This window comes from Streptomyces sp. RG80 (assembly GCF_040446465.1).
Lineage (GTDB): Bacteria > Actinomycetota > Actinomycetes > Streptomycetales > Streptomycetaceae > Streptomyces.
On sequence record NZ_JBEAAJ010000001.1, the window covers coordinates 896,198 to 919,028 of the forward strand.

A 22,831-nucleotide genomic window follows, 5' to 3' on the forward strand; every position below is an offset into this window, starting at 1 on the left:
GACGGGCGGGGGAGCCGGTGGCGCCCCCGCCCGTCCACTGTGAAGCGCGGTTCTTCACATGCCGTACCACTCACCACCACAGCAACGCCGCACCAGGGAGCTGTTTTCCATGAGCGCCGAGACTCCTGCCGCACCCGGCCACGATGAGCACTACCTCCGGGTCGCCAAGCGGAAGTTCCGCGTCTGGCGGGGCGACCGGCCGTTCTGGGCCGGCCTGTTCGTCCTCCTGGGCGGACTCCCCATCGCGTACTTCCCCTATGCACACATCCAGATCGGTCACCTGACACTGGCGATGGCCACCACGGCCGGCGCCGGATCGCTGATCATCGGTGTGCTGCTGGTCGTCCTCGGCGTCAGCCTCTGGTTCCAGAAGCACGTCCGCACCTTCGCGGGCGTGGCCGCGATCCTGCTGGCCCTGGTCTCCATCCCCGTGTCCAACCTCGGCGGTTTCCTCGTCGGCTTCCTGCTCGCCCTCATCGGCGGCGCGATGGCCGTGGCCTGGGTACCGGGCGAGCCGCCGGTGCAGGAGCCGGTCCAGGAGGACACCACGGGCGAGGGCAACGCGCCCGAGGGTGCGGTCCCCACGCTCTCCAAGGACGCGTACGACGTCGGCGAGCCGAACGATCTGTCAGGAACGAGCCCGGCGAACGGGGCGAACGGGAGGCACAGTGCCGGCTGACGAGGTGACCCACGGGACTGATGTGGAGGAGTCCCGTGCGAGAACCGGGCCGCGGCACGCGGCGCCCAAGAAGCCGCTGTTCACCCGGTTCCACATGCCGGCCGGCAAGGCGATAGCCCTGGCCGCGATGCCGACGGCGGTCCTCATGGGAATGGGGTTCACGCCGACGCTCGCCAACGCCGAGGACCAGCCCGCCTCCAAGAGCCTGACGGCCGACGAGTACAAGGACTGCGTCGCGGCCCTGGAGGAAGGCGCGTCCGCGTCGCCCTCGCCGTCCGCGAGCGCCAGTGACTCCGACTCCAAGGACGACGAGGCCGAGGCGACCCCGTCGCCGACCGCGACCTCGGGCTCCGACTCGGGCGACGACTCCTCGTCGGATTCAGGTTCCGACGACGAGACCGAGCCCACGCCGTCCCCCTCGGCTTCGGAAAGCTCCTCGAACGAGGCCCAGTCCGGTGCCACCGCCACGCCCTCGCCCTCGGCCTCCGAGAGCGGCGGGAACGTGCTGGAGGAGATCGGCGACGCCATCGAGGGCATCTTCACCGGCGGCGAGAGCGAAGCCCCGTCCGCGAGCGCCAGTCCGACGCCGTCGGCCTCGGCCTCCGCGTCGGAGGACGCCGGCGACGACGCGTCCGACGCCGTCAAGGACACCACCGGCAAGGTCGCCGACACGGTCGAGGACACCGTGAAGGACACGACCGACGAGGCGTCCAAGGCTGCCGAGGACACCACGAAGGCGGTGGAGAAGGCGGCCGAGGCGGCCGCCGCCAGCCCCTCGCCGAGTTCCAGCACGGACGTCGACGACTGCCCGGTCGCCACCGACGCGGAGGGCGGCGTGGACAACGCCGTGCCGCTGCCGGCCGACCCCTGGTACCTGAACGCCAGCTCGCTGCTGCTGAAGGGCGCCGACTACAAGGGCATCGTCAAGGTGCGCACGGCCGACGGCACCGTCAAGGAGGTGCTGAAGTACGTCATATCCGACGGCACCGACATCGGCGACCTGCACCAGACGGTGAAGGACGAGCAGTCCGGCAAGACCTACCACGTGCAGGCGGCCAAGGGCTCGACCTCCACGATCCGTGACGGCGACACGGTGATGTACACGGAGAGCATCTCCGGCAATCTGCTGGGGCTGATACCCGTGACGTTCAGCCCGAAGAGCCCGCCGCCGCTGAACATCCCGCTGATCTACTTCACCAAGGTGACGGTCGTGCAGGCCGGCCAGTTCGGCGGCACCCTGCACGTGCCCGGGCTGCACAACTACACCACCGACTGAGCGCCCCCACAGGCCCGTTCGGGAGCCGCAACACGCCTGAGGGCGCCCCCTTGATCCAGGGGGCGCCCTCAGCGCCGTACAGGGGCCCTGGCGGGCCCGTGGTGCTACTTCTCGCCGCCCAGGTGGTGGACGCGGACCATGTTGGTGGTGCCGGGGACGCCGGGGGGCGAGCCGGCGGTGATGATGACGATCTCGCCCGGGTTGAAGCGGTTGAGCTTGATGATCTCCTGGTCCACCAGGTCGACCATCTCGTCGGTGCTGTTCACGAACGGCACGACGTGCGACTCGACGCCCCAGCTGAGGGCCAGCTGATTGCGGGTGTTCTCGTCGGTGGTGAAGGCGATGATCGGCTGGGCCGCGCGGTAGCGGGAGAGCCGGCGGGCCGTGTCACCGGACTGCGTGAAGGCCACCAGGCCCCGGCCGCCCAGGAAGTCGGCGATCTCGCACGCGGCGCGGGCGATCGAACCACCCTGCGTGCGCGGCTTCTTGCCGGGCACGAGCGGCTGCAGGCCCTTGCTGAGCAGCTCCTGCTCGGCCGCGGTGACGATCTTCGACATCGTCTTGACGGTCTCGATCGGGTACGCGCCCACGCTCGACTCGGCGGACAGCATGACCGCGTCGGCGCCGTCCAGGATCGCGTTGGCCACGTCGGAGGCCTCGGCGCGGGTCGGACGGGAGTTGGTGATCATCGACTCCATCATCTGGGTCGCCACGATCACCGGCTTGGCGTTGCGGCGGCACAGCTCGATGAGGCGCTTCTGCACCATCGGGACCTTCTCGAGCGGGTATTCGACGGCGAGGTCACCACGGGCGACCATCACGGCGTCGAACGCCATCACGACGTCCTCCATGTTGGCCACCGCCTGCGGCTTCTCCACCTTGGCGATGACCGGGACGCGACGACCCTCCTCGTCCATCACCTTGTGGACATCGGCCACGTCCTTGGCGTCCCGGACGAAGGACAGCGCGACCATGTCGCAGCCCATGCGCAGCGCGAAACGGAGGTCCTCGACGTCCTTCTCGGACAGCGCGGGCACGTTGACGGCCGCGCCGGGCAGGTTGATGCCCTTGTGGTCGGAGACGACACCGCCCTCGATGACGATCGTCTTGACCCGCGGGCCCTCGACGTCCAGGACCTTCAGCTCGACGTTGCCGTCGTTGATGAGGATCTGGTCGCCGCGCGAGACATCGCCCGGCAGGCCCTTGTAGGTGGTCCCGCAGATCTGCTTGTCACCCGGGACGTCCTCGGTCGTGATGACGAACTCGTCACCGCGCTCCAGCTCGACCGGGCCCTCGGCGAAGGTCTCCAGGCGGATCTTCGGACCCTGGAGGTCGGCGAGCACTCCGATGGCCCGGCCGGTCTCCTTGGCGGCGGCCCGGACGCGGTCGTACCGCCCCTGGTGTTCGGCGTGTGAGCCGTGGCTGAAGTTGAAGCGGGCCACGTTCATGCCGGCTTCGATCAGGGACACGAGCATTTCGTGGGAGTCGACCGCGGGGCCGAGAGTACAGACGATTTTCGAACGGCGCATGGGGCGATCCTATCGGTTTGTTTCGCTACGGAATATTCCGTCTGGTGGAAGATACAAATGGGCGCCATTGCGCTCAGGCGTGTTACTGCTGTGTATTACTTCCGACCAGTGCGTAGGTCTGTGTGGCGATCTCCAGTTCTTCGTCGGTCGGCACCACGGCGACGGCGACCCGGGAGTACTCCGGGGAGATCAGCCGTGGCTCGTCGCTCCGTACGGCGTTGCGCTCGCCGTCCACCGACAGGCCCAGCCCTTCCAGGCCCGCCATCGCAGCGTCCCGCACCGGGCTCGCGTTTTCTCCGACTCCCGCTGTGAAGGCGACCGCGTCCACCCGGCCGAGCACCGCGTAATAGGCGCCGATGTACTTCTTCAAACGGTGAATGTAGATGTCGAAGGCGAGTTGCGCCTGTTCGTCACCCTCGTCCACCCGGCGGCGGATCTCCCGCATGTCGTTGTCACCGCACAAGCCGATCAAGCCGCTCTTCTTGTTGAGAAGAGTGTCGATCTCGTCCGTGGACATTCCGCCAACACGCATCAAATGGAAGATGACGGCCGGATCCACGTCTCCCGATCGCGTACCCATCACGAGTCCCTCCAAAGGCGTCAGCCCCATGGAGGTGTCCACGCACACACCGGCCCGTACGGCGGACGCGGACGCCCCGTTGCCCAGGTGCAGCACGATGACGTTCACCTCCTCCGGAGTCCTGCCCAGCAGCTTCGCGGTCGCCCGGGCGACGTACGCGTGCGAGGTGCCGTGGAAGCCGTAGCGCCGGATGCGGTGCGCGTCGGCGGTGGCCACGTCGATGGCGTAGCGGGCGGCCGACTCCGGCATCGTCGTGTGGAACGCGGTGTCGAAGACGGCGACCTGGGGCAGGTCGGGGCGCAGCGCCTGGGCGGTGCGGATGCCGGTGAGGTTCGCCGGGTTGTGCAGCGGGGCCACCGGGATCAGCCGTTCGATCTCGGCGAGCACGGCGTCGTCGACGACGGTCGGCGCGGTGAAGGTCTGCCCGCCGTGCACGACCCGGTGCCCGATGGCGGCCAGCTCGGGGGAGTCGAGCCCGAGCCCGTCCTTGGCCAGCTCCTCCGCCACGGCCTTCAGGGCGGCCTCGTGGTCGGGGATCGGCCCGGTCCACTCCCTGGTGGCGCCGCTTTCGACATGGGTGTGCTTGAGCCGGGAGGTCTCCTCACCGATGCGTTCGACGAGCCCCACGGCCAGCCGGCTGCTGTCGCTCATGTCGAGCAGCTGGTACTTCACCGACGAGGAGCCGGAGTTGAGGACGAGGACGCGGGTCGCGCGGGACGAGCTCACTGCTGGAAAGCCTTCTCGATCGGGGACTGGGCCTGGATCGCCGTGATGGCGACGGTGTTGACGATGTCCTGGACGAGCGCGCCCCGGGACAGGTCGTTGACGGGCTTGCGCAGACCCTGGAGCACCGGACCGACGGCGATCGCGCCGGCCGAACGCTGCACGGCCTTGTAGGTGTTGTTACCTGTATTGAGGTCAGGGAAGATCAGAACCGTTGCCTGTCCGGCCACTTCGGATTCCGGCAGCTTGGTCGCGGCGACACTCGGCTCGACGGCGGCGTCGTACTGGATCGGCCCCTCGATCCGCAGATCGGGCCGGCGCAGCCGGACCAGCTCGGTCGCCTCGCGCACCTTGTCGACGTCGGCGCCCGAACCCGACGTACCCGTCGAGTACGACAGCATCGCGATCCGCGGGTCCACGCCGAACTGCTCGGCGGTGGCGGCCGCCTGGATGGCGATGTCGGCCAGCTGCTCGGCGTTCGGGTCGGGGTTCACGGCGCAGTCGCCGTAGACCAGCACCTTGTCGGCGAGGCACATGAAGAAGACCGAGGAGACGATGTCGGCGTCCGGCTTGGTCTTGATGATCTCGAAGGCGGGCCGGATGGTCGCGGCGGTGGAGTGCACGGACCCGGAGACCATGCCGTCCGCGAGCCCCTCCTGCACCATCAGCGTCCCGAAGTAGTTCACGTCGGAGACGACGTCGTACGCCAGCTCCACGGTCACGCCCTTGTGGGCGCGCAGGGCCGCGTACTTCTCCGCGAAGGAGTCGCGCAGCTCGCTGGTGGCCGGGTCGATCAGCTGGGCGTGGCCGAGGTCGATGCCGAGGTCGGCGGCCTTCTTGCGGACCTGGTCGACCGGGCCGAGCAGGGTGAGCTCGCAGACCCCGCGGCGCAGCAGCACCTCGGCGGCGTGCAGGACCCGGGCCTCGGTGCCCTCGGGCAGGACGACACGGCGCTTGTCGGAACGGGCCGTTTCCAGGAGCTTGTGCTCGAACATCATCGGCGTGACGCGGTCGCTGCTCGGCGCGGAGACCCGCTTGAGCAGGTCGCCGGTCTCGACGTACCGCTCGAAGAGCCCGAGCGCGGTCTCCGCCTTCCTGGGCGTGGCCGCGTTCAACTTCCCTTCCAGGGCGAAGAGTTGCTCGGCGGTGGGGAAGCTCATGCCCGGGACCGAGAGGACCGGGGTGCCCGGGGCGAGGCGGGCGGCGAGGGTGAGGACGTCGTCGTTCGGCACCTCGTTGAGGGTGAGCAGTACGCCGGCTATCGGCGGGGTGCCGGCGCTGTGCGCGGCGAGCGAGCCGACGACCAGGTCGGCGCGGTCGCCCGGGGTCACGACGAGACACCCCGGGGTCAGGGCGCCGAGGAGCTTCGGCAGCATCGCCCCGCCGAAGACGAACCCGAGCGCGTCCCGGGCGAGCCCCGAGTCGTCGCCGAGCAGCACCTTGGCGCCGAGGGCCTGGCCGATCTGGGAGACGGTCGGCGCGGAGAGGGCGGGCTCGTCGGGCAGCACGTAGCAGGGGACGGGCAGCCGGGAGGAGTCGAGGCGCTCGGCGATGAGGTCCCGGTCCTCGCGGGCGACCCGGTTGGCGACCATGGCCAGCACGTCGCAGCCCAGGCCGTCGTAGGCGCGGTAGGCGTTGCGGGTCTCGGCGAGCACGGACTCGGCGGTCTGCTTGCGCCCGCCCACGACGGGGATCACGGACGCGCCGAACTCGTTGGCGAGCCGGGCGTTGAGGTTGAGCTCGTCCGGGACCTGGGTGTCGGCGAAGTCGGTCCCCAGGACCAGGACGACGTCGTAGTCCCGCGCGACGAGATGGAAGCGGTCGACGAGCGTGGAGACCAGCTCGTCCGTGCCCCGCTCGGCCTGGAGGGCGGAGGCCTCGTGGTAGTCCATGCCGTAGACGGTGGCGGGGTCCTGTGACAGCCGATAGCGGGCCCGCAGCAGCTCGAACAGACGATCGGGACTGTGGTGGACGAGGGGCCGGAAGACACCCACCCGGTCGACCTGCCGGGTCAGGAGCTCCATGACCCCCAGCTCGACGACCTGGCGGCCGTCGCCGCGGTCGATTCCGGTCACGTACACACTGCGGGTCACGCGTGCTCTCCGTTCGAAAGAGGGTCACATGGGCTGACAAAAGGGGTGACACATGTGGTGGCGCGACAATCGCCCACCGAGGGGAGCGGAACCCACTCGACGGTACCCCCGCCGCTGGACAGGGCGCCCGTCAGGACCGAGGGCCCCGGGGGCGGAACCGGAGGCCTCGGGGGCGGGACCGGAGGGCTCGGGGAGCGCACCCGGGGCGGACCGCACGGAATCGTCATCGACCTGAGGATCGTGAAACAATCGTGCTGGCTCACCGGTATCAACAGCGAGCAGGAGACACAGCACGATGCGTATCGGAGTTCTCACCGCAGGCGGCGACTGCCCCGGCCTGAACGCAGTGATCCGGTCGGTCGTGCACCGCGCGGTCGACAACTACGGCGACGAGGTCATCGGCTTCGAGGACGGCTACTCCGGCCTGCTGGACGGCCGCTACCGCGGCCTCGACCTCGACAGCGTGAGCGGCATCCTGGCCCGCGGCGGCACCATCCTCGGCTCCTCCCGCCTGGAGCGCGACCGGCTGCGCGAGGCCTGTGAACGGGCCGAGGACATGGTCGCGGACTTCGGCATCGACGCGCTGATCCCGATCGGGGGCGAGGGCACGCTGACGGCGGCCCGGATGCTGTCCGACGCGGGCCTGCCGGTCGTCGGCGTCCCGAAGACGATCGACAACGACATCTCGTCGACGGACCGGACTTTCGGTTTCGACACGGCGGTGGGCGTCGCCACGGAGGCGATGGACCGCCTGAAGACGACCGCCGAGTCCCATCAGCGTGTGATGGTGGTCGAGGTCATGGGCCGCCACGCGGGCTGGATCGCGCTGGAGTCGGGCATGGCGGCGGGCGCACACGGTATCTGCTTGCCGGAGCGTCCGTTCGACCCCGCTGACCTGGTGAAGATGGTCGAGGAGCGCTTCTCGCGGGGCAAGAAGTTCGCGGTGATCTGCGTGGCTGAGGGCGCCCACCCCGCCGAGGGCTCCATGGACTACGGCAAGGGCGAGATCGACCAGTTCGGCCACGAGCGCTTCCAGGGCATCGGTACGGCGTTGGCGTACGAGCTGGAGCGCCGCCTCGGCAAGGAGTCCAAGCCGGTCATCCTGGGCCACGTCCAGCGCGGCGGCGTGCCGACGGCGTACGACCGGGTCCTCGCCACCCGCTTCGGCTGGCACGCGGTGGAGGCGGCGCACCGGGGTGAGTTCGGGCGGATGACGGCGCTGCGCGGGACGGATGTGGTGATGGTGCCGCTCGCGGAGGCGGTGACCGAGCTGAAGACGGTGCCGAAGGATCGGATGGACGAGGCGGAGTCGGTCTTCTAGGTCATGCCTCACGGGGCTTTCAGCCCGTGATTGTCTGGACGTTCGTCCAGAAGTGATCGACGATCCGGTCGAGGAAGTCTCGGCCGGAGTGGCTCGAATCACCTGCCGCGCTGCCTTCGCCCCAGCTCAGCGTGGCGACCATCTGCCCCTGGTACTCCTGGTGCAGTTCCTGGAGGGCGTCCTCCAGGAGCCGCCGGTCCAGGGGCACGATCTTGCTCACGGGACGGACGTAGGCCTGCCAGCGGGTGGTGACGGCGCTGCGCAGGTATTCCGCGAGCCGCGCCTCCCGCCCGGTGACGGTGACGAAGTCCGGCAGGGCCAGGTCGAGCACCTCGGCGAGGGCGGCGGACTGGCGGTCGTTGCCACGCCAGTCGTTGTTCTCCTCCATCCGCAGATACGCGAGAAGCTCCAGGCCGAGGGCGTGGGCGACGTCCTCGGGGGCGAGGCTCCGGCTGATCCGGTGCTCGCGCAGGGTGCGCGGCTTGCCGATGAGCTCACCCGGAGAACACCACAGCACGCCCGCGAGAGCGGTGAGCTCGGGGCTGGTGGGGTTGGCGACGCCCCGTTCCCAGGCGACGACGAGGTCCGGGGTGGCGTAGGGGAGCCCGTAGGAGGCCCGCAGGCCGTAGGCGACGTGCTCGGGCCCCATGTTCAGGGCGGCACGGAGCCGGCGGGCGGCGGGGGCGTTGAAGGGAGGGCCTGGCTGGTTCGGGAGGGCTGGGGGTCGGCGCACGGGCACAACGTAGGGGTCTTGGGGTGCTGTGACTACGGTCTGTTCGGCCAGGATCACGGATTGTAGGAACGTACGGTTTCGGCCCCGGGTGGGGGTGGCCGAAGATCGTCTGTCGGGTGGGCGGGGGCGGTGGTGAGGATGGCGCGCAGTGGCTTGTCCGGGCGGTCGGGAAGGTGCGTGGATCTTCGTGTACGAGGTGAATGGCAAGGTAGAGGGGCATATTCGCGAGCGGCTGCTGGCGCCGAACTTCTGGCACCTCGCAACGGTGAGCGCGGACGGGACTCCGCAGGTCTCGCCCATGTGGGCGGATCTCGAAGGGGAGTACGTCATGGTCAACACGGCCATCGGGCGCGTGAAGGAGGAGAATCTTCGGCGCAATCCGTTCGTTTCCCTGTCCCACCATGACCCGGAGAACCCTTACGACCGGGTGGAGATCCGGGGGCGGGTGGTTCGGTTCGTGGAGGGGGAGGAGGCGGAGCGGTCCATGGATCGGCTGACCCGGAAGTACATCGGGGAGGAGCGGTATCCGTGGTTGCTGGAGGGGGAGCGGCGGGTGATGTTGTTGATCGAGCCGGTGCGGGTGCGGAGGGTTGTGGGGGTGGAACCGTTTCGGGCTGGGGTGTTGCCGGAGGCGGGAGCAGGGGGTGGGTCAGAGTAGGTGGTCGGCTTTGCCAGCCTTGATGTCCTGGATGAGGGTGCGGAGGGCTTCGCGGGTGTCGGTGAGGGGTTCGTCCTCGCGGCCGGCGATGGCTATGTAGGCGTTGCCGTGGGGGTCGGTGCCCAGGCGGAAGCAGTTGGCGCCCTCGCCGCAGAAGGGTTCTTCCCAGGTGATGTCGGCCGGCATGGGGGCTCCTAGAGGTCGTCGGCGAGGGTGCGGATGAAGGTGCGTGAGGCGTCCGGGGTGAGTGCCACAGCTTCGGCGGCGTCGAGTTGGGCCCGGTACTTGGCGAGTTGAGCTTCTGTGTCGATGAACTCCGGGCCGTGTGTGCTGTCGAGTTGCACGGTGTCGAGGCGGGGGACGGCAGCCTCGGCGTAGGTCACGGACTGTCCGGCGCCGGGGAATCCGCCCGCTTTGAACGGGATGACCCGTACGGTGACGGCGTCCCGCTCGGACATGCGCAGCAGGTGCTCCAACTGACCCTTGGCGACCGAGGGCCCGCCGAACTCCATGCGGAGGGCCGCCTCGTGGATGATCGCGTCGAGGGTTGGGGGCTGCGGCTCGGAGCGGTCGAGGATCTGCTGCCGGTCGGTGCGGTGCGCCGTGCGCAGTTCGATCTCCGCCTGGGGCAGCGGAGGGATGACGGCGGCGAAGACGGCCCGGCCGTGTTCCTCGGTCTGGAGGAGCCCGGGCATGTGCACGGTTGTGGCGATGCGGAGGCGCTTGGCGTGCCACTCCAACTCGGCGATGTCCAGGAACCCGTCGCGAAGCTGACCTCGGTACGCCTTCCACCAGCTCTTCTCGCGGCTTCCTGTCATCGCGGCGAGCGACTCTACGAGGGCTTCGTCGGCGCAGCCGTAGTTGGCGGCGAGTGTGCGTACTCGCTCGGGGCTGATGCCGGAGCGGCCGGACTCCATGTTGGGCACGTTGGTGCGGGGGACGCCCAGTAGTCCGGCGGCGTGCTCGGTGGTCATCCCGGCCGCGATACGCAACCTGCGCAACTCCTCGCCGAGGCGCCGCTGGCGTTCCGTCGGTGTGCTCCTCGGCGGCATGTGTCCCCTCGGGTCGGGCTGTTGACGGGGTCAGTCTGCCTTCGGGGTGTGGGGCTGGTCCAACGGGAGTTCCGTGGGGAGTAGTACATGTACTCCCATGTTGCGCTACATTCGGTGACGAGTCACTTACGGCGTGATGTCGCCCGGAAGTGCATCGCGCGAGCCTGCCTGCGCTCGTGCGACAAGCCACCGGGTGTGTCGCCGGCCCACCCAACGTCCGTTTTCGCCAAGGGAGTTGCCATGTCTTCCGTGCTGTCCTTCTCCGCCTGCCCGATCTCCGACGGCGTACGGGAGGCCGCGCCTCCGTCGCCCGAGTCGCTTGCGTACAGCCTCACCTTGCCTGCTGGGCCGATGAGTTCGAGCGTTGCCCGGGCGGCGACTCGCGTTGTGCTTGAGGCGCATGAGCTGGAGGACATGGCCGACGCTGCGGTGCAGGTCGTTGCCGAACTCGCCGCCTGTGCTTGTCGGTTCACGCCCGGCGCCGAGGTGTATGTGTCGCTGCGGTTCCGGGACGGGGCGTTGCGGGTCAGCCTCTATGACGGGCATCCGCGGCACAGTCATCCCCGGCTTGTGGAGGCGTGTGATGCGCGGAGGCGGGCTGCGTTGCGGGTGTTGGGGTGCGTGGTGCGGGTGTGTCAGGGGGAGTGGGGGTTTGGGGAGGCTCGGGAGCCTGGGGGTGGGACGCGGATGTGGGTGGTTTTGCCGAGGGTGGGGGTGGCGGGGGGATGGGTGGGTTAGGGGAGGGATTCGGCTCGGGCGCGGGCGGTGGCTGCTTCGGTGGGGGCGTTGGCTTGGGTGTAGGCGTCAGCTGCCTGGAGGTAGGCGGCGCGGGCGTCGGCGGGGCGGTGGGCTGCTTCATGGGCCTCTGCAAGATTGTCGAGACTCAAGCCTGCCCCGTACCAGTCCTCGAATTTTCGGCAGATCACTAGGTCCTCGCCGTACGCCTCGATCGCCTCCTCTACCCGACCCGCCTGTTCCAAGGCGAGGCCGAGGTTGTTCCACGCCATCCCCTCGCCCTGGCGGTCTCCTACGGTCTGGTACACGTCGCGGGCGCGGGTGAGGGCTTCGATCGCCTCGTCCACCCGGCCCACCTCCCGCAGGGCAATACCGAGGTGGTTCCACGCCGTGGCCTCGCCCTGGCGGTCTCCTACGGTCTGGTACACGTCGCGGGCGCGGGTGTGCGCTTCGATCGCCTCGTCCACCCGGCCCACCTCCCGCAGGGCGAGGCCGAGGTTGTTCCACGCGCCAGCCTCACCGAGGCTGTCCCCGGCGGCCTGGAACAGGTCGCGGGTGCAGGTGAGGACCTCGATCGCCTCGTCCACCTGGCCTGCCTGCCGCAGGGCGAGGCCGAGGTTGTTCCACGCGCCAGCCTCACCGAGGCTGTCCCCGGCACGGTGGGCGGCCTCCCGCGCCTCATCGAAGACGGTGATCCCGTCATCGAAGTACCGCCGCCACTGCAGATACTCCGCCAGACACAGAGCCAGCCGCACCGCGGTATCCGCATACCGCTCCTCCTGGGCCCACGACACCGCCCCCACCAGCCCCGCCCGCTCCCCGTCCAGCCACGCCAACGCCTCCCCTCGATCCGCGAACCTCTCCGGCTCCGCCTTCCCCGGCAGCCACCGCAACCGGTCATCCGCCGCCCTCGCCCACCGCAGGTAGAACCCCAGCATCCTCTCCCGCGCCACCTCCCCCTCCACCCGCAAACCCGCATCCCCCGCCACCACGCCCACCCCGAACGCCCGCACCAAGTCATGCAACCGCCACCGAGCCGCCGAACCGGAGCCACCGTCCTCGTTCCAGCCCTCCGTGACCAGATGGGTGGCGGCGAGGCTCTCAAGAAGATGTAGGACCTCACCCTCGTCAAGTCCGGCCAGGGCAGCTGCCGCCTCGGTGCTGGTGTCCGCGCTCGGCGCCAGTGAGAGCAGGCGCAGTAGGCGTCCCTGGTCGCGCGGTAGACGGCGGTAGGACTCCTCCAGGACCGGTCTGAGGGCGAGGGAGCGGCCGTACTGGTCCGTTCCCAGGTTGCCGCCGTCGAGTGCGAGCGTGGGGTTCCCGATCTTGTGGATGTCCGCCACCAGCGAGGCGATTCCGCGCCGACGCCGCCTGCGCAGCATCGCGGCGGAGATCTGGAGGGCGAGGGGCAAGTGGCAGCAGAGGTCGGTTAGTTCGCGTAGCGCGTCCGGCTCGCGGGCCGGGCGGTCGTCGCGGTCGTCGGCATCGTGAAGTGCGCGGGTGATGAGGGCGACGGATTCCGCAGGGTCCAGAGTCTCAAGGTCAACGAGGCGTACCGGGAGGGAATCCGGGCGGTCGCGGGACGTGATGATGACCCGATGGTGGTTCGTGCCCGGGAGGAGAGGGAGGAACTGGGACGGGTCCGAGGCGTTGTCGAGGATCAGCAGCATCCTCTCCCGTCGCTCCGTGAGCAGGGTGCGGTACGTGTCGTACTGACGTACCGACGTGTTTGGCAGATCAGCCCCCCGTACGTGGAGTGCGTCGAGGAGCGCGAGGACCGCCTGGTCGGCGGTGACGGGGTTGTCGTCGTACCCGCGCAGGTCGACGAAGAGAGTTCCGCCGGGGAACCACCCCTCCGAACATGCCTGGTGGGCGGCCTCCAACGCCAATGCCGTCTTGCCGATGCCGCCCATGCCGGTGACGGCGAAGATGAGGAGCGGGGGCGCGGTCGAACCGTTCGGGGTGGGTTCGAGGTGAGGCAGCAGGCGGGACAGATCCGCCGCTCGGCCTGTGAATCCCGCCGGGCGGGGTGGCAGCGCAGCGGTTGCCACCGGTACCGGGCCGTGGCTACTGGGTGTTGTCTCGGCGGTGGTTGACCGACTTGGCGGTGAAGGGGGCGTTGAAGGTGCTGCCTCGGAAGTCGAGGTGGTCGCCGCCGTACGTGGAGGGGTGAAGGGAGCCCTCCTGGGAGTCGTCGGAGGCGGCGGGCGTGGGTGTCCCGGCCTTGCTCGCCCTGGTCGGACGGTGCTTGCGGAGGATGGCCATCGCCGCTGCGGCTGCCGCGTCTGCGGCGCGGGGCTGGGAGCCCTTCGCGTCGGCCCGTGCCTTGCCCGCGTCGGCGTAGTCGCTGATCCCTCGGATCACCAGGGCGTCCAACCCGCTGCTGAGGTGAGCGGCGTGGACGACGCCCGAGCCCTCCATCTCGATGGCGGCGGCGTCGCCGTAGTGCTGCCGAAGGTGCTCGGCGATGTCCGACTTCGCGTCGGCCAAGACGACGTCGCCGACCGCGATCGGCTTGAGGTGCACCTTGCCGCGTAGGGCGAAGCGGGCGGCTTGCTCCAGGCGGTGGGAGGAGTGCCAGGCCTCGGGGCGGACCTCGAAGCCGTTGGTGGCGGTGACTTTGCCGCCGTGGATGCCATAGACCTTGGTGCCTACGACGACGTCGCCGAGCTTGACGTCCTTCTTCTTCAGGCTGCCCGCCACTCCGACGAAGAGCAGGACATCCGGGTGCAGCCAGTTGACGATCCGCTCGGTGAGTACGGCGGCGTTGAGGGCGCCCGGGCCCAGTTCGGCGATGGCCACGTGCCAGGGGGTGTCGGGGAGGCGGCCCCACTCCACGTACGTGCCCTCGTCGTGTACGCGTTCCTCCGCGTCCGGGATGTGGGTCCGTACAGCGTCGTACTCCGAGGGAAGTGCGGTCAGGATCACGACCGTGGGTTCTGTTTCCGACACGCTTTTACGGTACTGCCAAGTCAGCCGCACGGAGGGAGGGTTGGTCGGGCTTGAGCGGCAGTACCTTGATGTCAGGTGAGGCTGCACGGCGGCACGGGGGACTGCATGAGGGCTACTGGGGCTGGGTATGGCGGGGACCATTTCGACTTCAGGGGCGCGGAGTTCAACGGTTCCTTCACCGCGAAGGCGGAGTACTACGAGCGCGGGGCGGCGCCAACGGCGTTGAATGCGCTGCCTGCGCGGACCGCCGGGTTCACTGGGCGTGGGGACGAAATGGGTGAGCTGCTGCGGGCCTTCGATCCGGCGATGGGGCGTGGTGGGGCGGTACCGGTGCTGGTCGCGGCACTGTCCGGGCTCGGGGGCATCGGTAAGACCGCGCTTGCGGTGGAGGCTGCGCATGAGGCGTGCGGGCGGGGGTGGTTTCCGGGCGGGGTGCTCTTCCTGGATCTGCATGGGTATGACGATGATCCGGTGACGGGGGAGCAGGCGCTGGAGGCGTTGCTGCGGGGGCTCGGGGTGGAGCCGGAGCACGTTCCGGTGGGGGTGGATGCGCGGGGGGCGTTGTATCGGTCGGTGCTCGCCGAGCGCGGCCGGGAGCGGGGTGCCGTACTGGTGCTTGCCGACAACGCCTCCTCGCCGGATCAGGTGCGGTCGCTGCTTCCCGGGGACGGGCGGCATCGGCTGCTGGTGACTTCGCGCGGCAAGTTGCCTCAACTGGGGGCTCGGCTGCTGGCTTTGGACGAGCTCTCGCCGGAGGAGGCGTACGAGCTTCTCGACCGTGCGTTGCGGATTGCCGATCCGGGCGACAGTCGGGTTGTTGATGAAGCCGAGGCCGCCGCGCAAGTTGCCTCGCGGTGTGGATATCTGCCGCTGGCCCTTCAGATCGCGGCGGCGTTGCTTGTGCTGGACCAGGACAAGGCTGTTGCTGAACTTGCCTCGGAGCTCGCCGAGTTCCGTGGTCGGCTGGCTCAGCTCGACGACGGTGAGCGCAGCGTTCGTGCCGCCTTTGACCTCTCGTATCAGCGGTTGGCGGCTGATCAGGCCCGGTTGCTGCGACTGCTTTCTCTAGCTCCGGGGAGTGAGGTGACGATCGAGGCGGCGACCGCCCTGACGGGGGACGAGCGTCCGCCGATTCGAACCCTGGACGCGTTGTCTCGTGCTCACCTCGTCGGGCGGGGGAGTGGCCGTGGGCGGTGGCAGTTGCACGACCTGGTGCGGGCGTACGGGATGGGGCTGGTGACTGCGCATGCAGACCTGCGCGAGGAGGGAGAGCGGGCGCGGGCGCGGTTGCTGGGGTGCTACGTGCGGTGGGCGGCTGCGGCGGATGACCGTTTGGAGTGGCTGCCGGGGAGGCCGGAGCCGGAGCGGTTCGTGGACCGGGCGCAGGCGTTGGACTGGCTGGACGGGGAGCGGGCCGGGTTGGTGGGGGCCGTGCAGTGGGCGGGCGAGGAAAGGCATGCGGGGCCGGCAGTGCGGCTGGCCGCATGTCTGGAGGGGTATTTGCGGTGGCGGCGGTACTTCGATGACGGGATCGCCGTCGCGCGGGCCGCGCTGGTGGCCGCCCACCGGGCCGGGGACCGCGAGGGCGAGGCCGGCGCGTGGAGCAACCTCGGCATCGCCCTGCAGCAGGCGGACCGGACGGAGGAGGCGATCGAGACTCTCACCTGGGCCCTTGACCTGCATCAGGCTGCGGGGAACCGTCGTCGCGAGGCCCACGTATGGACCATCCTCGGCATTGCTCTGCAGGATGCGGGCCGGACGAATGAGGCAGTCGACGCCCAGGCCCGGGCCCGCGATCTGTTCCAGGCGATCGGGGATGGCGGGGGCGAGGCTGGCGCGTGGGGCAATCTCGGCATCGTCCTGCAGTACGCGGGCCGGACGGAGGAGGCGATCAGCGCCCTCACCTGCGCCCGCGATCTCTTCCAGGCCGCCGGGGACCGCCACCGTGAGGGTATGGCGTGGAACAACCTCAGCAACGCCCTGAGGCAGGCGGGCCGCGTACAGGAGGTGATTGAGGCATGCGGAAAGTCCCTGGAGATCTACCGCGAGTTTGAGGACTGGTATGGAACCGGCGACACCCTTTACAGCCTGGGTCTCGCCCACGAGGACTGCGACCGCCTTGTCCAGGCCCGCGCCTGCTACCTCCAGGCCGCCGACGCCTACTCCCAAGGCAATGCCCCCGCTCAAGCCGCCCGAGCCCGCGCCCAAGCCGAAACCCTCACCCCTTAACAGCCCCACCCAACGCGAACCCCCCACCCAACCGCCGCGCCACCACCACATAAAGCAAAATCACCGGCGTCGAATAGATAACCGAGAACGCCGCCAACTGCCCGTACGCCACCATCCCCCGATTCCCAAAGAACTCATTGATGCTCACCGCAGCCGGCATCTGATCCGGCGTAAGCAGCAGCATGAACGGGACGAAGAAGTTCCCCCACATCATCACGAACGAGAAGACCGTCACGACCGCCAACCCCGGGCCCATCAGCGGCAGCACGATCCGTATCAGGGACTGGAAGGGCGACGCGCCGTCCGTCCAGGCCGCCTCCTCCAACTCCTTCGGTACGCCGTCCATGAAGTTCTTCATCAGCCAGATAGCGAACGGCAGTTGGGACGCGGCGAAGAAGAAGATCGTCCCCTGCATAGTGTCGATCAGGTTCACCTGGACGAACAACGCGTACACGGGAACCATGATCGCGGTGATCGGCAGGCTCGTCGCGAACAGGATCGTCAGCAGGAACGGCCGGTTCAGCCGCGACCGGAACCGCGACAGCGGATACGCCGCCAACGCCGCGCACACCACCGTCAGCAGCGTGCCCCCACCGCACAGCAGCAGGCTGTTCAGCAGCGGCGTGAAGGTGATCTCCGGGGTCAGTACCGCGTCGAAGTTGTCGAACGTCACGCCGTCGGGCACCTTCACCCGCAGGTCGGCGTCCGGGTCCACCGACGACAGGAGCACCCACGCCAGCGGGAGCATGAACGTCGCCGCCACCAGCAACAACCCCGCGTCGGCAGCCAGGCGATGGGACTGGGACCGGGACCGGGACGTTCTGCGGGAGCGGGATGCCATCCGCGTCAGACCTCCGTTCGCAACAGGCGCACGTAGATCACCGAGAACAGCGAGCCCACCACCAACAACAACAGCGCCACCGCCGTGCCGTAGCCGATCATGCTCTTCTGGAACGCCTCCTCGTACATGAACAACGGCAGGGTCTGGCTCTTGCCGCCCGGGCCGCCTCTCGTCATCACCCAGATCAGGCCGAAGACCGACAGGGTTTGGAGGGTGATGAGAATGAGGTTCGTGCCGATGGAGCGACGGATCATCGGGAGGGTGATGTGCCACATGCGGCGCCAGCCACCCGCGCCGTCGACCTCGGCCGCCTCCGTGATCTCCTTCGGGATCTCGTTCAGGGCTGCCGAGTAGACCAGCATGGAGAACGCCGTGCCCCGCCACACGTTCGCGAACGACACCGCCAGGATCGGGAGTGTGAACAGCCAGTTCTGGGAGGGGAGTTGGAGCCAGTCCAGGATGGCGTTCAGGGTGCCCTCGCGGCGGAAGAAGGCGTAGAGGAGGAAGCCGGCGACGACCTCCGGGAGGACCCACGCCGCGATGACCACCGCGCCGACGATCGTGCGCACCGGCTTCGACGCCCGTCGCATCAGCGCCGCCAGTGCCAGACCCAGCGTGTTCTGGCCGATCAGCGCCGATACGACTGTGAAGACCAGCGTCAGCCACACCGCGTTCAGGAAGGCCTCGTCCCCGAACGCCGTACGGAAGTTCTCGAAGCCGACGTACGACTCCTGGGCCTGGCCGGTGAGTTGGAGGTCGGTGAAGGCGATGTAGACGCAGTAGGCGATGGGGCCGCCGAGGAAGAGGAGCAGCAGGATCACGGAGGGGAGGAGAGGGAGGGTCCGGGCGAGCCTCATCCGCGGGGGCTCACTTCTCGATCACCTTGCCGTCCGCCGCTGTTTTCAGCTCCTCGTCGTAGCCCTTGGCCGCCTCCTCCACCGACATGTCGCCCGTCGTGACGCCCTCCATCGCCTCCTGGATGGCCGTGGAGACCCTCGGGTACGCCGGGTAAGCGGGGCGGTAATGGGTGCTGGCGACCAGGTCCGTGAAGAACTTGATGCCGGGCTGGGCGTCGGCGTACGCGGGGTCTTCCGCAACGTCCTTGCGGACCGCGATGCCGGAGTTGGCGATGTACCACTTCTGGGCGTTCGCCTTGGTCTGCATGGTCTTGATGAAGTCGAAGGCGAGGTCGGGGTTGGCCGCCTTGGCGGGGATCGCCCAGGTCCAGCCGCCGGACATGCTCACCTTGCCGGGGGCCTGGCCGTTCTGCGTGGGCATGTACGCGAGGCCCAACTCCTTTGACCACTCCGGCCATTCGTGACCGCTGCCGGGCAGCCAGTCCTGCGGGAGCCAGGAGCCGTCCAGGTCGATCGCCAGTTTGCCCTCGGGGAGCAGGTCGCCCCGGACGATCGTCTGGATGTTGGGGTCCAGGGCGGTTTCGACGTCCGGGCCCAGCTTCTCCCTGTAGACCGTCTCGACGAAGGAGAGGGCGTCCTTGAAGGCCTCGCTGCCGGCGATCCACTTCTTGGACGCCGTGTCGTAGAGGGGGTCCGTGGTGCCGTCGTTCGTGCCGTAGAGCAGCATCTCGAAGCCCTGCATGGTGGCTGCTTCGCCTGCGGGCTTGCCCGTGTAGACGTTGAGGGGGGTGACCTCCGGGACCTTCCTCTTGATCGTGCGGGCCGCGTCCAGGACCTCGTCCCAGGTCTTCGGCTGCCAGTCCGTGGGGAGGCCCGCCTTCTCGAAAATGCCCTTGTCGAACCACAGGCCCCGGGTGTCCGTGCCGTCCGGGACGCCGTACGTCTTGCCGTCCTCGGCCTTGGCCGCCGTCTTCGCCGTGTCGATGAACTGGTTCCAGTCCGGCCACTTGGCGAGGTAGGGGTCCAAGGGCTTCAAGTACCCGCTGGTGATGTCGGAGTTGATGAGGAACGTGTCCTCGTAGACCAGGTCCGGGGCCGTCTTGGGGGAGCGGAGCATCTGCTGGACCTTGGTGTAGTACTCCGAGTCCGGCGCCTTGATCGGGACGAGCTCGACCTTCTTGCCGGGGTTCGCCTTCTCGAACTGGCTCTTGATGTCGGCCAGGAACTCGTCCATCACCTTGACGGAGTTGTCCGTCGACTGCTTGAAGGAGACCTTCAGCGTGTCCGGGTCGCTGCCGGAGCCGGAGCTGCACGCGGTGAGGGCGGTGGCGGTGAGGGTGACGGCGAGGAGTGGGGGGAGGAGCTTGGGGAGTACGGCGGTGGGGCGCACGGGCATGACCTCCTACGGGCTCACGTGGGGGTGGCCGGGTGGCTGCCCGGTGAACGTAGGGGGAGTGGTCTAGTCAGGTCAATGCGTCTGCGGCGGGCAACCCCTTAAGGTGCGGGCAAGTGACCCGCTAGGGAGGGTGTATGACGGAGTCTCAGGGAGTGACGGTCGGGCAGTTGCTCCTCGCCGAGTATCAGACCGTCAAGGACGAGCAGAAGACCCGTATCGGCTTCCGGGACAACCTTCTCTACGTCACCCTCACCATCGTCGCCGCCGTCATCGCCGCCACCGCGCAGGCGAAGATGCCGGACATGCTGCTCGCGTTGCCGCCGGTGTGTGTGGTGCTGGGGTGGACGTACCTCATGAACGACGAGAAGATCTCCGCGATCGGCAGGCACATACGCAACGACCTGGGGCCGAGGCTCGCCCAACTCGCCCAGGCCGAGGGCGTGTTCGGATGGGAGACCGCGCACCGGTCCGACTCCCGTCGGCGGCAGCGCAAGGCCATCCAGTGCGGGATCGATCTGCTGGCCTTCTGTGTCGTGCCCCTCGCCGGGCTCACCGTCTACTGGGCGGCGGGTGGGACCAGTGCCGGGCTGCTCGTGCTGTCGTTCGTCGAGGCGCTCAGTGTCATCGGGCTCGCGGTCCAAGTCGTGCTCTACACGCGGCCGTTCGGACCTACGGCCCCTTGACCCAGCGGTACTGCAACTCCGGCCGCCCCACCGTCCCGTACTGCGGGGCCCGGGCCGCTCGCCCCGCGTCCACCAGGTGTTCCAGGTAACGGCGCGCGGTGATGCGGGAGATGCCCACGACCTCCGCCAGGCCCGTCGCCGTGAGGCCTTCTCCGGAGTCGCGCAGCGCCACCGTCACCCGTTCCAGCGTCGGTGCGCTCAAGCCCTTCGGCAGGGCCGCCGGGCCCGGTGCCCGGAGCGTGGCCAGTGCGCGGTCCACCTCGTCCTGGCCGCTCGCCTCGCCCGCCGCCGCGTGGAACTCGGCGTAGCGGATCAGGCGGTCCCGGAGGGTCGCGAAGGTGAAGGGCTTCAGGACGTACTGGACGACCCCGAGCGAGACCCCTTCGCGTACCACCGTCAGGTCCCGCGCCGACGTCACCGCTATCACGTCCGCCTGATGGCCCGCGGCCCGCAGGGAGCGGGCGAACTGGAGGCCGTGCACGTCCGGGAGGTGCAGGTCCAGCAGCAGCAGGTCCACCGGCGTGCGGTCCAGCAGGCGTCTCGCCTCCGCGCCGGTGTGCGCCTTGCCGACGGCCGTGAAGCCCTGGACGCGGTTGACGTACATGACGTGGGCGTCCGCGGCGACCGGGTCGTCCTCCACGACCAGGACGCGGATCGGCTGTGGCTGGGTCGTCATGCGTCGCCTCCAGAAGCGGTGCCCCGTCCACCGGTGCTCCGCGAACCGGCGCCCTCCGGCTCCGGGACCGACGGCACGGTACCCGGCGGTCCGGCTGCGGCCGCCACGGCACCTGCCGTCGACGCACCTGTCACCGACGCACCTGTCGTCGACGCATCTTCGGTCACGCCCGCCTCGGTCGCACGCCCGGCCCCCGTTCCGCCTCGCCGCAACGGCACCCGGACCTCGAACTCCGCCCCGCCCCCGGCGGCCTCCGCGACCGTCAGCGTCCCCTCGTGGCGAGCGACCGCCTGCCGTACCAGGGCCAGCCCCAGGCCACGGCCGCCGGGCCCCGCCGGTTTCGTGGAGAAGCCGCGTTCGAACACCGCCTCCGCGTGCGCCGGGGCCACGCCCGCGCCGGTGTCGGAGACCCGTAGGACCAGTCCGTAGCCGTCCGTGTAGGCCGTCACCGTCACCCGTGCGCCCACGCTGCCCTGTGCCGCGTCCACCGCGTTGTCGATCAGGTTGCCGAGGATCGTCACCAGATCCCGCGAGGGCAGGGACGGTGGGAGCAGGCCGTCGTCCAGGCGGCTGTCCTCCGACACCACCAGCTCCACGCCGCGCTCGTTCGCCTGGGCCGTCTTGCCCAGGAGCAGGGCGGCCAGCACCGGTTCGCTCACCGCCGCGACGACCTGGTCGGTCAGGGCCTGGGCCAGTTCCAGTTCGGCGGTGGCGAAGTCGACGGCCTCCTCGGCGCGGCCCAGTTCGATCAGCGAGACGACCGTGTGGAGGCGGTTCGCGGCCTCGTGCGCCTGGGAGCGCAGGGCCTGGGTGAAGCCGCGCTCGGAGTTCAACTCGCCCATCAGGGACTGGAGTTCCGTCACGTCCCGGAGCGTGACCATCGTGCCCCGGCGGTCCCCTCCCGACACCGGGGACGTGTTGACCACCAGCACACGGTCCGCGGTCAGGTGCACTTCGTCCACCCGGGGTTCCGAGGCCAGGAGCGCGCCCGTCAGGGGGGCGGGGAGCCCGAGTTCCGCCACCGAGCGGCCCACCACGTCGTCGGCCACACCCAGCAGCTCGCGACCACCGTCGTTGATCAGCGCCACCCGGTACTGGCCGTCCAGCATCAGCAGCCCTTCGCGTACGGCGTGCAGGGCGGCCTGCGTGTAGTCGTGCATATGGCTGAGCTCGGTGGCGTTCATGCCGTGGGTGTGGCGGCGCAGCCGGGCGTTGACGGCGTACGTCCCGACCGCGCCCAGCGCGAGGGCGCCCGCCGCGACGCCCAGCAGGGCCGTGAGCTGGCCCTGGACCCGCTTACTGATCGCCTCGACCTTGATGCCGGCGCTGACCAGGCCCACCACCCGGCCGTCCTCCATGATCGGGGTGACCGCGCGGACCGAACGGCCGAGGGTGCCCTTGTAGGTCTCGGTGAAGGAGTCACCGGCCAGGGCGGGGCCGATCCGGCCGAGGAACTTCTTGCCGATCTCCGTCTCCGTCGGGTGGGTCCAGCGGATGCCCTTCGGATTCATGATCGTGACGAAGTCGACGTCGGCGTCGTGCATCACCCGCAGCGCGTACGGCTGGAGCTTCGCCGAGGGGTCGGAGGTGTGGATCGCCTCCCGCACCGAGGGGGAGTCCGCCACCGCGCCCGCCACGGCCATGGCCTGGCGGCCCGCCGCGTCCTCGGCCTGGCCGCGGTCGCTGACGTAGGTGAACAGCGCGTACCCGGCCACGAGCACCGCTATCAGCACCGCCTGCATGGCGAAGAGCTGGCCGGCGAGGCTGCGCGGTCTGGGGACGCGGATGTGCATGTCGTCAGTGTGCCCCCGACAGTAA

Annotated in this window: 19 protein-coding genes; 6 read left to right on the top strand and 13 right to left on the bottom strand. The window is 69.3% G+C overall.

Annotation, left to right across the window (positions count from 1 at the left end):
* The first annotated feature begins 109 nt into the window (after positions 1 to 109).
* Together ABKA17_RS04185 and ABKA17_RS04190 are read left to right on the top strand one after the other, a co-directional pair.
* A complete protein-coding gene (locus ABKA17_RS04185; protein ID WP_353690433.1) occupies positions 110 to 679 on the top strand; it encodes a DUF6114 domain-containing protein in 570 nt (189 codons plus the stop codon).
* Positions 669 to 1,955: a hypothetical protein gene (locus ABKA17_RS04190; protein ID WP_353690434.1), complete on the top strand. Its 1,287-nt coding sequence runs from the start codon at positions 669 to 671 to the stop codon at positions 1,953 to 1,955. The genes ABKA17_RS04185 and ABKA17_RS04190 overlap by 11 nt, the downstream gene beginning before the upstream one ends.
* Positions 1,956 to 2,059: 104 nt before the next feature.
* On the opposite strand, the gene pyk is transcribed toward ABKA17_RS04190, so the two are convergent.
* From pyk to pta, 3 genes are all read right to left on the bottom strand, one after another.
* Positions 2,060 to 3,484, bottom strand: coding sequence for a pyruvate kinase (gene pyk / locus ABKA17_RS04195; RefSeq protein WP_353690435.1), 1,425 nt, complete (start codon positions 3,482 to 3,484; stop codon positions 2,060 to 2,062).
* 82 nt (positions 3,485 to 3,566) lie between these two features.
* Positions 3,567 to 4,790, bottom strand: coding sequence for an acetate kinase (locus tag ABKA17_RS04200; protein ID WP_353690436.1), 1,224 nt, complete (start codon positions 4,788 to 4,790; stop codon positions 3,567 to 3,569).
* Positions 4,787 to 6,880 carry a phosphate acetyltransferase gene (gene pta / locus ABKA17_RS04205; RefSeq protein WP_353690437.1) on the bottom strand — a complete coding sequence of 698 codons (2,094 nt, stop codon included), beginning with the start codon at positions 6,878 to 6,880 and terminating at the stop codon, positions 4,787 to 4,789. Before pta ends, ABKA17_RS04200 begins: the two co-directional genes overlap by 4 nt.
* A gap of 295 nt (positions 6,881 to 7,175) precedes the next feature.
* On the opposite strand from pta, the gene ABKA17_RS04210 reads away from it, so the two are divergent.
* On the top strand, positions 7,176 to 8,201 hold the full coding sequence (locus ABKA17_RS04210; protein ID WP_353690438.1) for an ATP-dependent 6-phosphofructokinase: 1,026 nt from the start codon (positions 7,176 to 7,178) through the stop codon (positions 8,199 to 8,201).
* 19 nt (positions 8,202 to 8,220) lie between these two features.
* On the opposite strand, the gene ABKA17_RS04215 is transcribed toward ABKA17_RS04210, so the two are convergent.
* A complete protein-coding gene (locus ABKA17_RS04215) occupies positions 8,221 to 8,934 on the bottom strand; it encodes an XRE family transcriptional regulator (protein WP_353690439.1) in 714 nt (237 codons plus the stop codon).
* A 187-nt stretch (positions 8,935 to 9,121) separates the two neighbouring features.
* Between ABKA17_RS04215 and ABKA17_RS04220 the strand changes: the two genes are divergently transcribed.
* Positions 9,122 to 9,592: a PPOX class F420-dependent oxidoreductase gene (locus tag ABKA17_RS04220; RefSeq protein ID WP_353690440.1), complete on the top strand. Its 471-nt coding sequence runs from the start codon at positions 9,122 to 9,124 to the stop codon at positions 9,590 to 9,592.
* On the opposite strand, the gene ABKA17_RS04225 is transcribed toward ABKA17_RS04220, so the two are convergent.
* From ABKA17_RS04225 to ABKA17_RS04240, 4 genes are all read right to left on the bottom strand, one after another.
* Positions 9,584 to 9,778: a hypothetical protein gene (locus ABKA17_RS04225; RefSeq protein ID WP_353690441.1), complete on the bottom strand. Its 195-nt coding sequence runs from the start codon at positions 9,776 to 9,778 to the stop codon at positions 9,584 to 9,586. The genes ABKA17_RS04220 and ABKA17_RS04225 overlap by 9 nt on opposite strands.
* Before the next feature lie 8 nt (positions 9,779 to 9,786).
* Positions 9,787 to 10,644, bottom strand: a complete 858-nt coding sequence (locus tag ABKA17_RS04230) for a helix-turn-helix domain-containing protein (RefSeq protein WP_353690442.1) — start codon at positions 10,642 to 10,644, stop codon at positions 9,787 to 9,789.
* Positions 10,645 to 11,378: 734 nt separating this feature from the next.
* On the bottom strand, positions 11,379 to 13,292 hold the full coding sequence (locus ABKA17_RS04235) for a tetratricopeptide repeat protein (protein ID WP_353690770.1): 1,914 nt from the start codon (positions 13,290 to 13,292) through the stop codon (positions 11,379 to 11,381).
* A gap of 154 nt (positions 13,293 to 13,446) precedes the next feature.
* Positions 13,447 to 14,331: a 5'-methylthioadenosine/S-adenosylhomocysteine nucleosidase family protein gene (locus ABKA17_RS04240; RefSeq protein ID WP_353690443.1), complete on the bottom strand. Its 885-nt coding sequence runs from the start codon at positions 14,329 to 14,331 to the stop codon at positions 13,447 to 13,449.
* A gap of 273 nt (positions 14,332 to 14,604) precedes the next feature.
* Here ABKA17_RS04240 and ABKA17_RS04245 point away from each other — a divergent pair, with 273 nt between their 5' ends.
* The gene (locus ABKA17_RS04245) at positions 14,605 to 16,560 is read left to right on the top strand and encodes a tetratricopeptide repeat protein (RefSeq protein ID WP_353690444.1); all 1,956 of its coding nucleotides are present in this window, start codon (positions 14,605 to 14,607) and stop codon (positions 16,558 to 16,560) included.
* On the opposite strand, the gene ABKA17_RS04250 is transcribed toward ABKA17_RS04245, so the two are convergent.
* Genes ABKA17_RS04250 through ABKA17_RS04260 form a run of 3 tightly spaced genes read right to left on the bottom strand, consistent with a single transcriptional unit; the run spans position 16,550 to position 19,654 of the window.
* A complete protein-coding gene (locus ABKA17_RS04250; protein WP_353690445.1) occupies positions 16,550 to 17,401 on the bottom strand; it encodes a carbohydrate ABC transporter permease in 852 nt (283 codons plus the stop codon). The genes ABKA17_RS04245 and ABKA17_RS04250 overlap by 11 nt on opposite strands.
* Positions 17,402 to 17,406: 5 nt before the next feature.
* On the bottom strand, positions 17,407 to 18,258 hold the full coding sequence (locus ABKA17_RS04255) for a carbohydrate ABC transporter permease (protein WP_353690446.1): 852 nt from the start codon (positions 18,256 to 18,258) through the stop codon (positions 17,407 to 17,409).
* A gap of 10 nt (positions 18,259 to 18,268) precedes the next feature.
* Positions 18,269 to 19,654, bottom strand: a complete 1,386-nt coding sequence (locus ABKA17_RS04260) for an extracellular solute-binding protein (RefSeq protein WP_353690447.1) — start codon at positions 19,652 to 19,654, stop codon at positions 18,269 to 18,271.
* Between the two features lie 134 nt (positions 19,655 to 19,788).
* On the opposite strand from ABKA17_RS04260, the gene ABKA17_RS04265 reads away from it, so the two are divergent.
* Positions 19,789 to 20,337 (top strand): hypothetical protein, encoded by a 549-nt coding sequence (locus ABKA17_RS04265; protein WP_353690448.1) that lies wholly within the window; start codon positions 19,789 to 19,791, stop codon positions 20,335 to 20,337.
* On the opposite strand, the gene ABKA17_RS04270 is transcribed toward ABKA17_RS04265, so the two are convergent.
* Together ABKA17_RS04270 and ABKA17_RS04275 are read right to left on the bottom strand one after the other, a co-directional pair.
* Positions 20,324 to 21,013, bottom strand: a complete 690-nt coding sequence (locus ABKA17_RS04270; RefSeq protein WP_353690449.1) for a response regulator — start codon at positions 21,011 to 21,013, stop codon at positions 20,324 to 20,326. The genes ABKA17_RS04265 and ABKA17_RS04270 overlap by 14 nt on opposite strands.
* On the bottom strand, positions 21,010 to 22,806 hold the full coding sequence (locus tag ABKA17_RS04275; RefSeq protein WP_353690450.1) for a sensor histidine kinase: 1,797 nt from the start codon (positions 22,804 to 22,806) through the stop codon (positions 21,010 to 21,012). Before ABKA17_RS04275 ends, ABKA17_RS04270 begins: the two co-directional genes overlap by 4 nt.
* Positions 22,807 to 22,831: the final 25 nt, after the last annotated feature.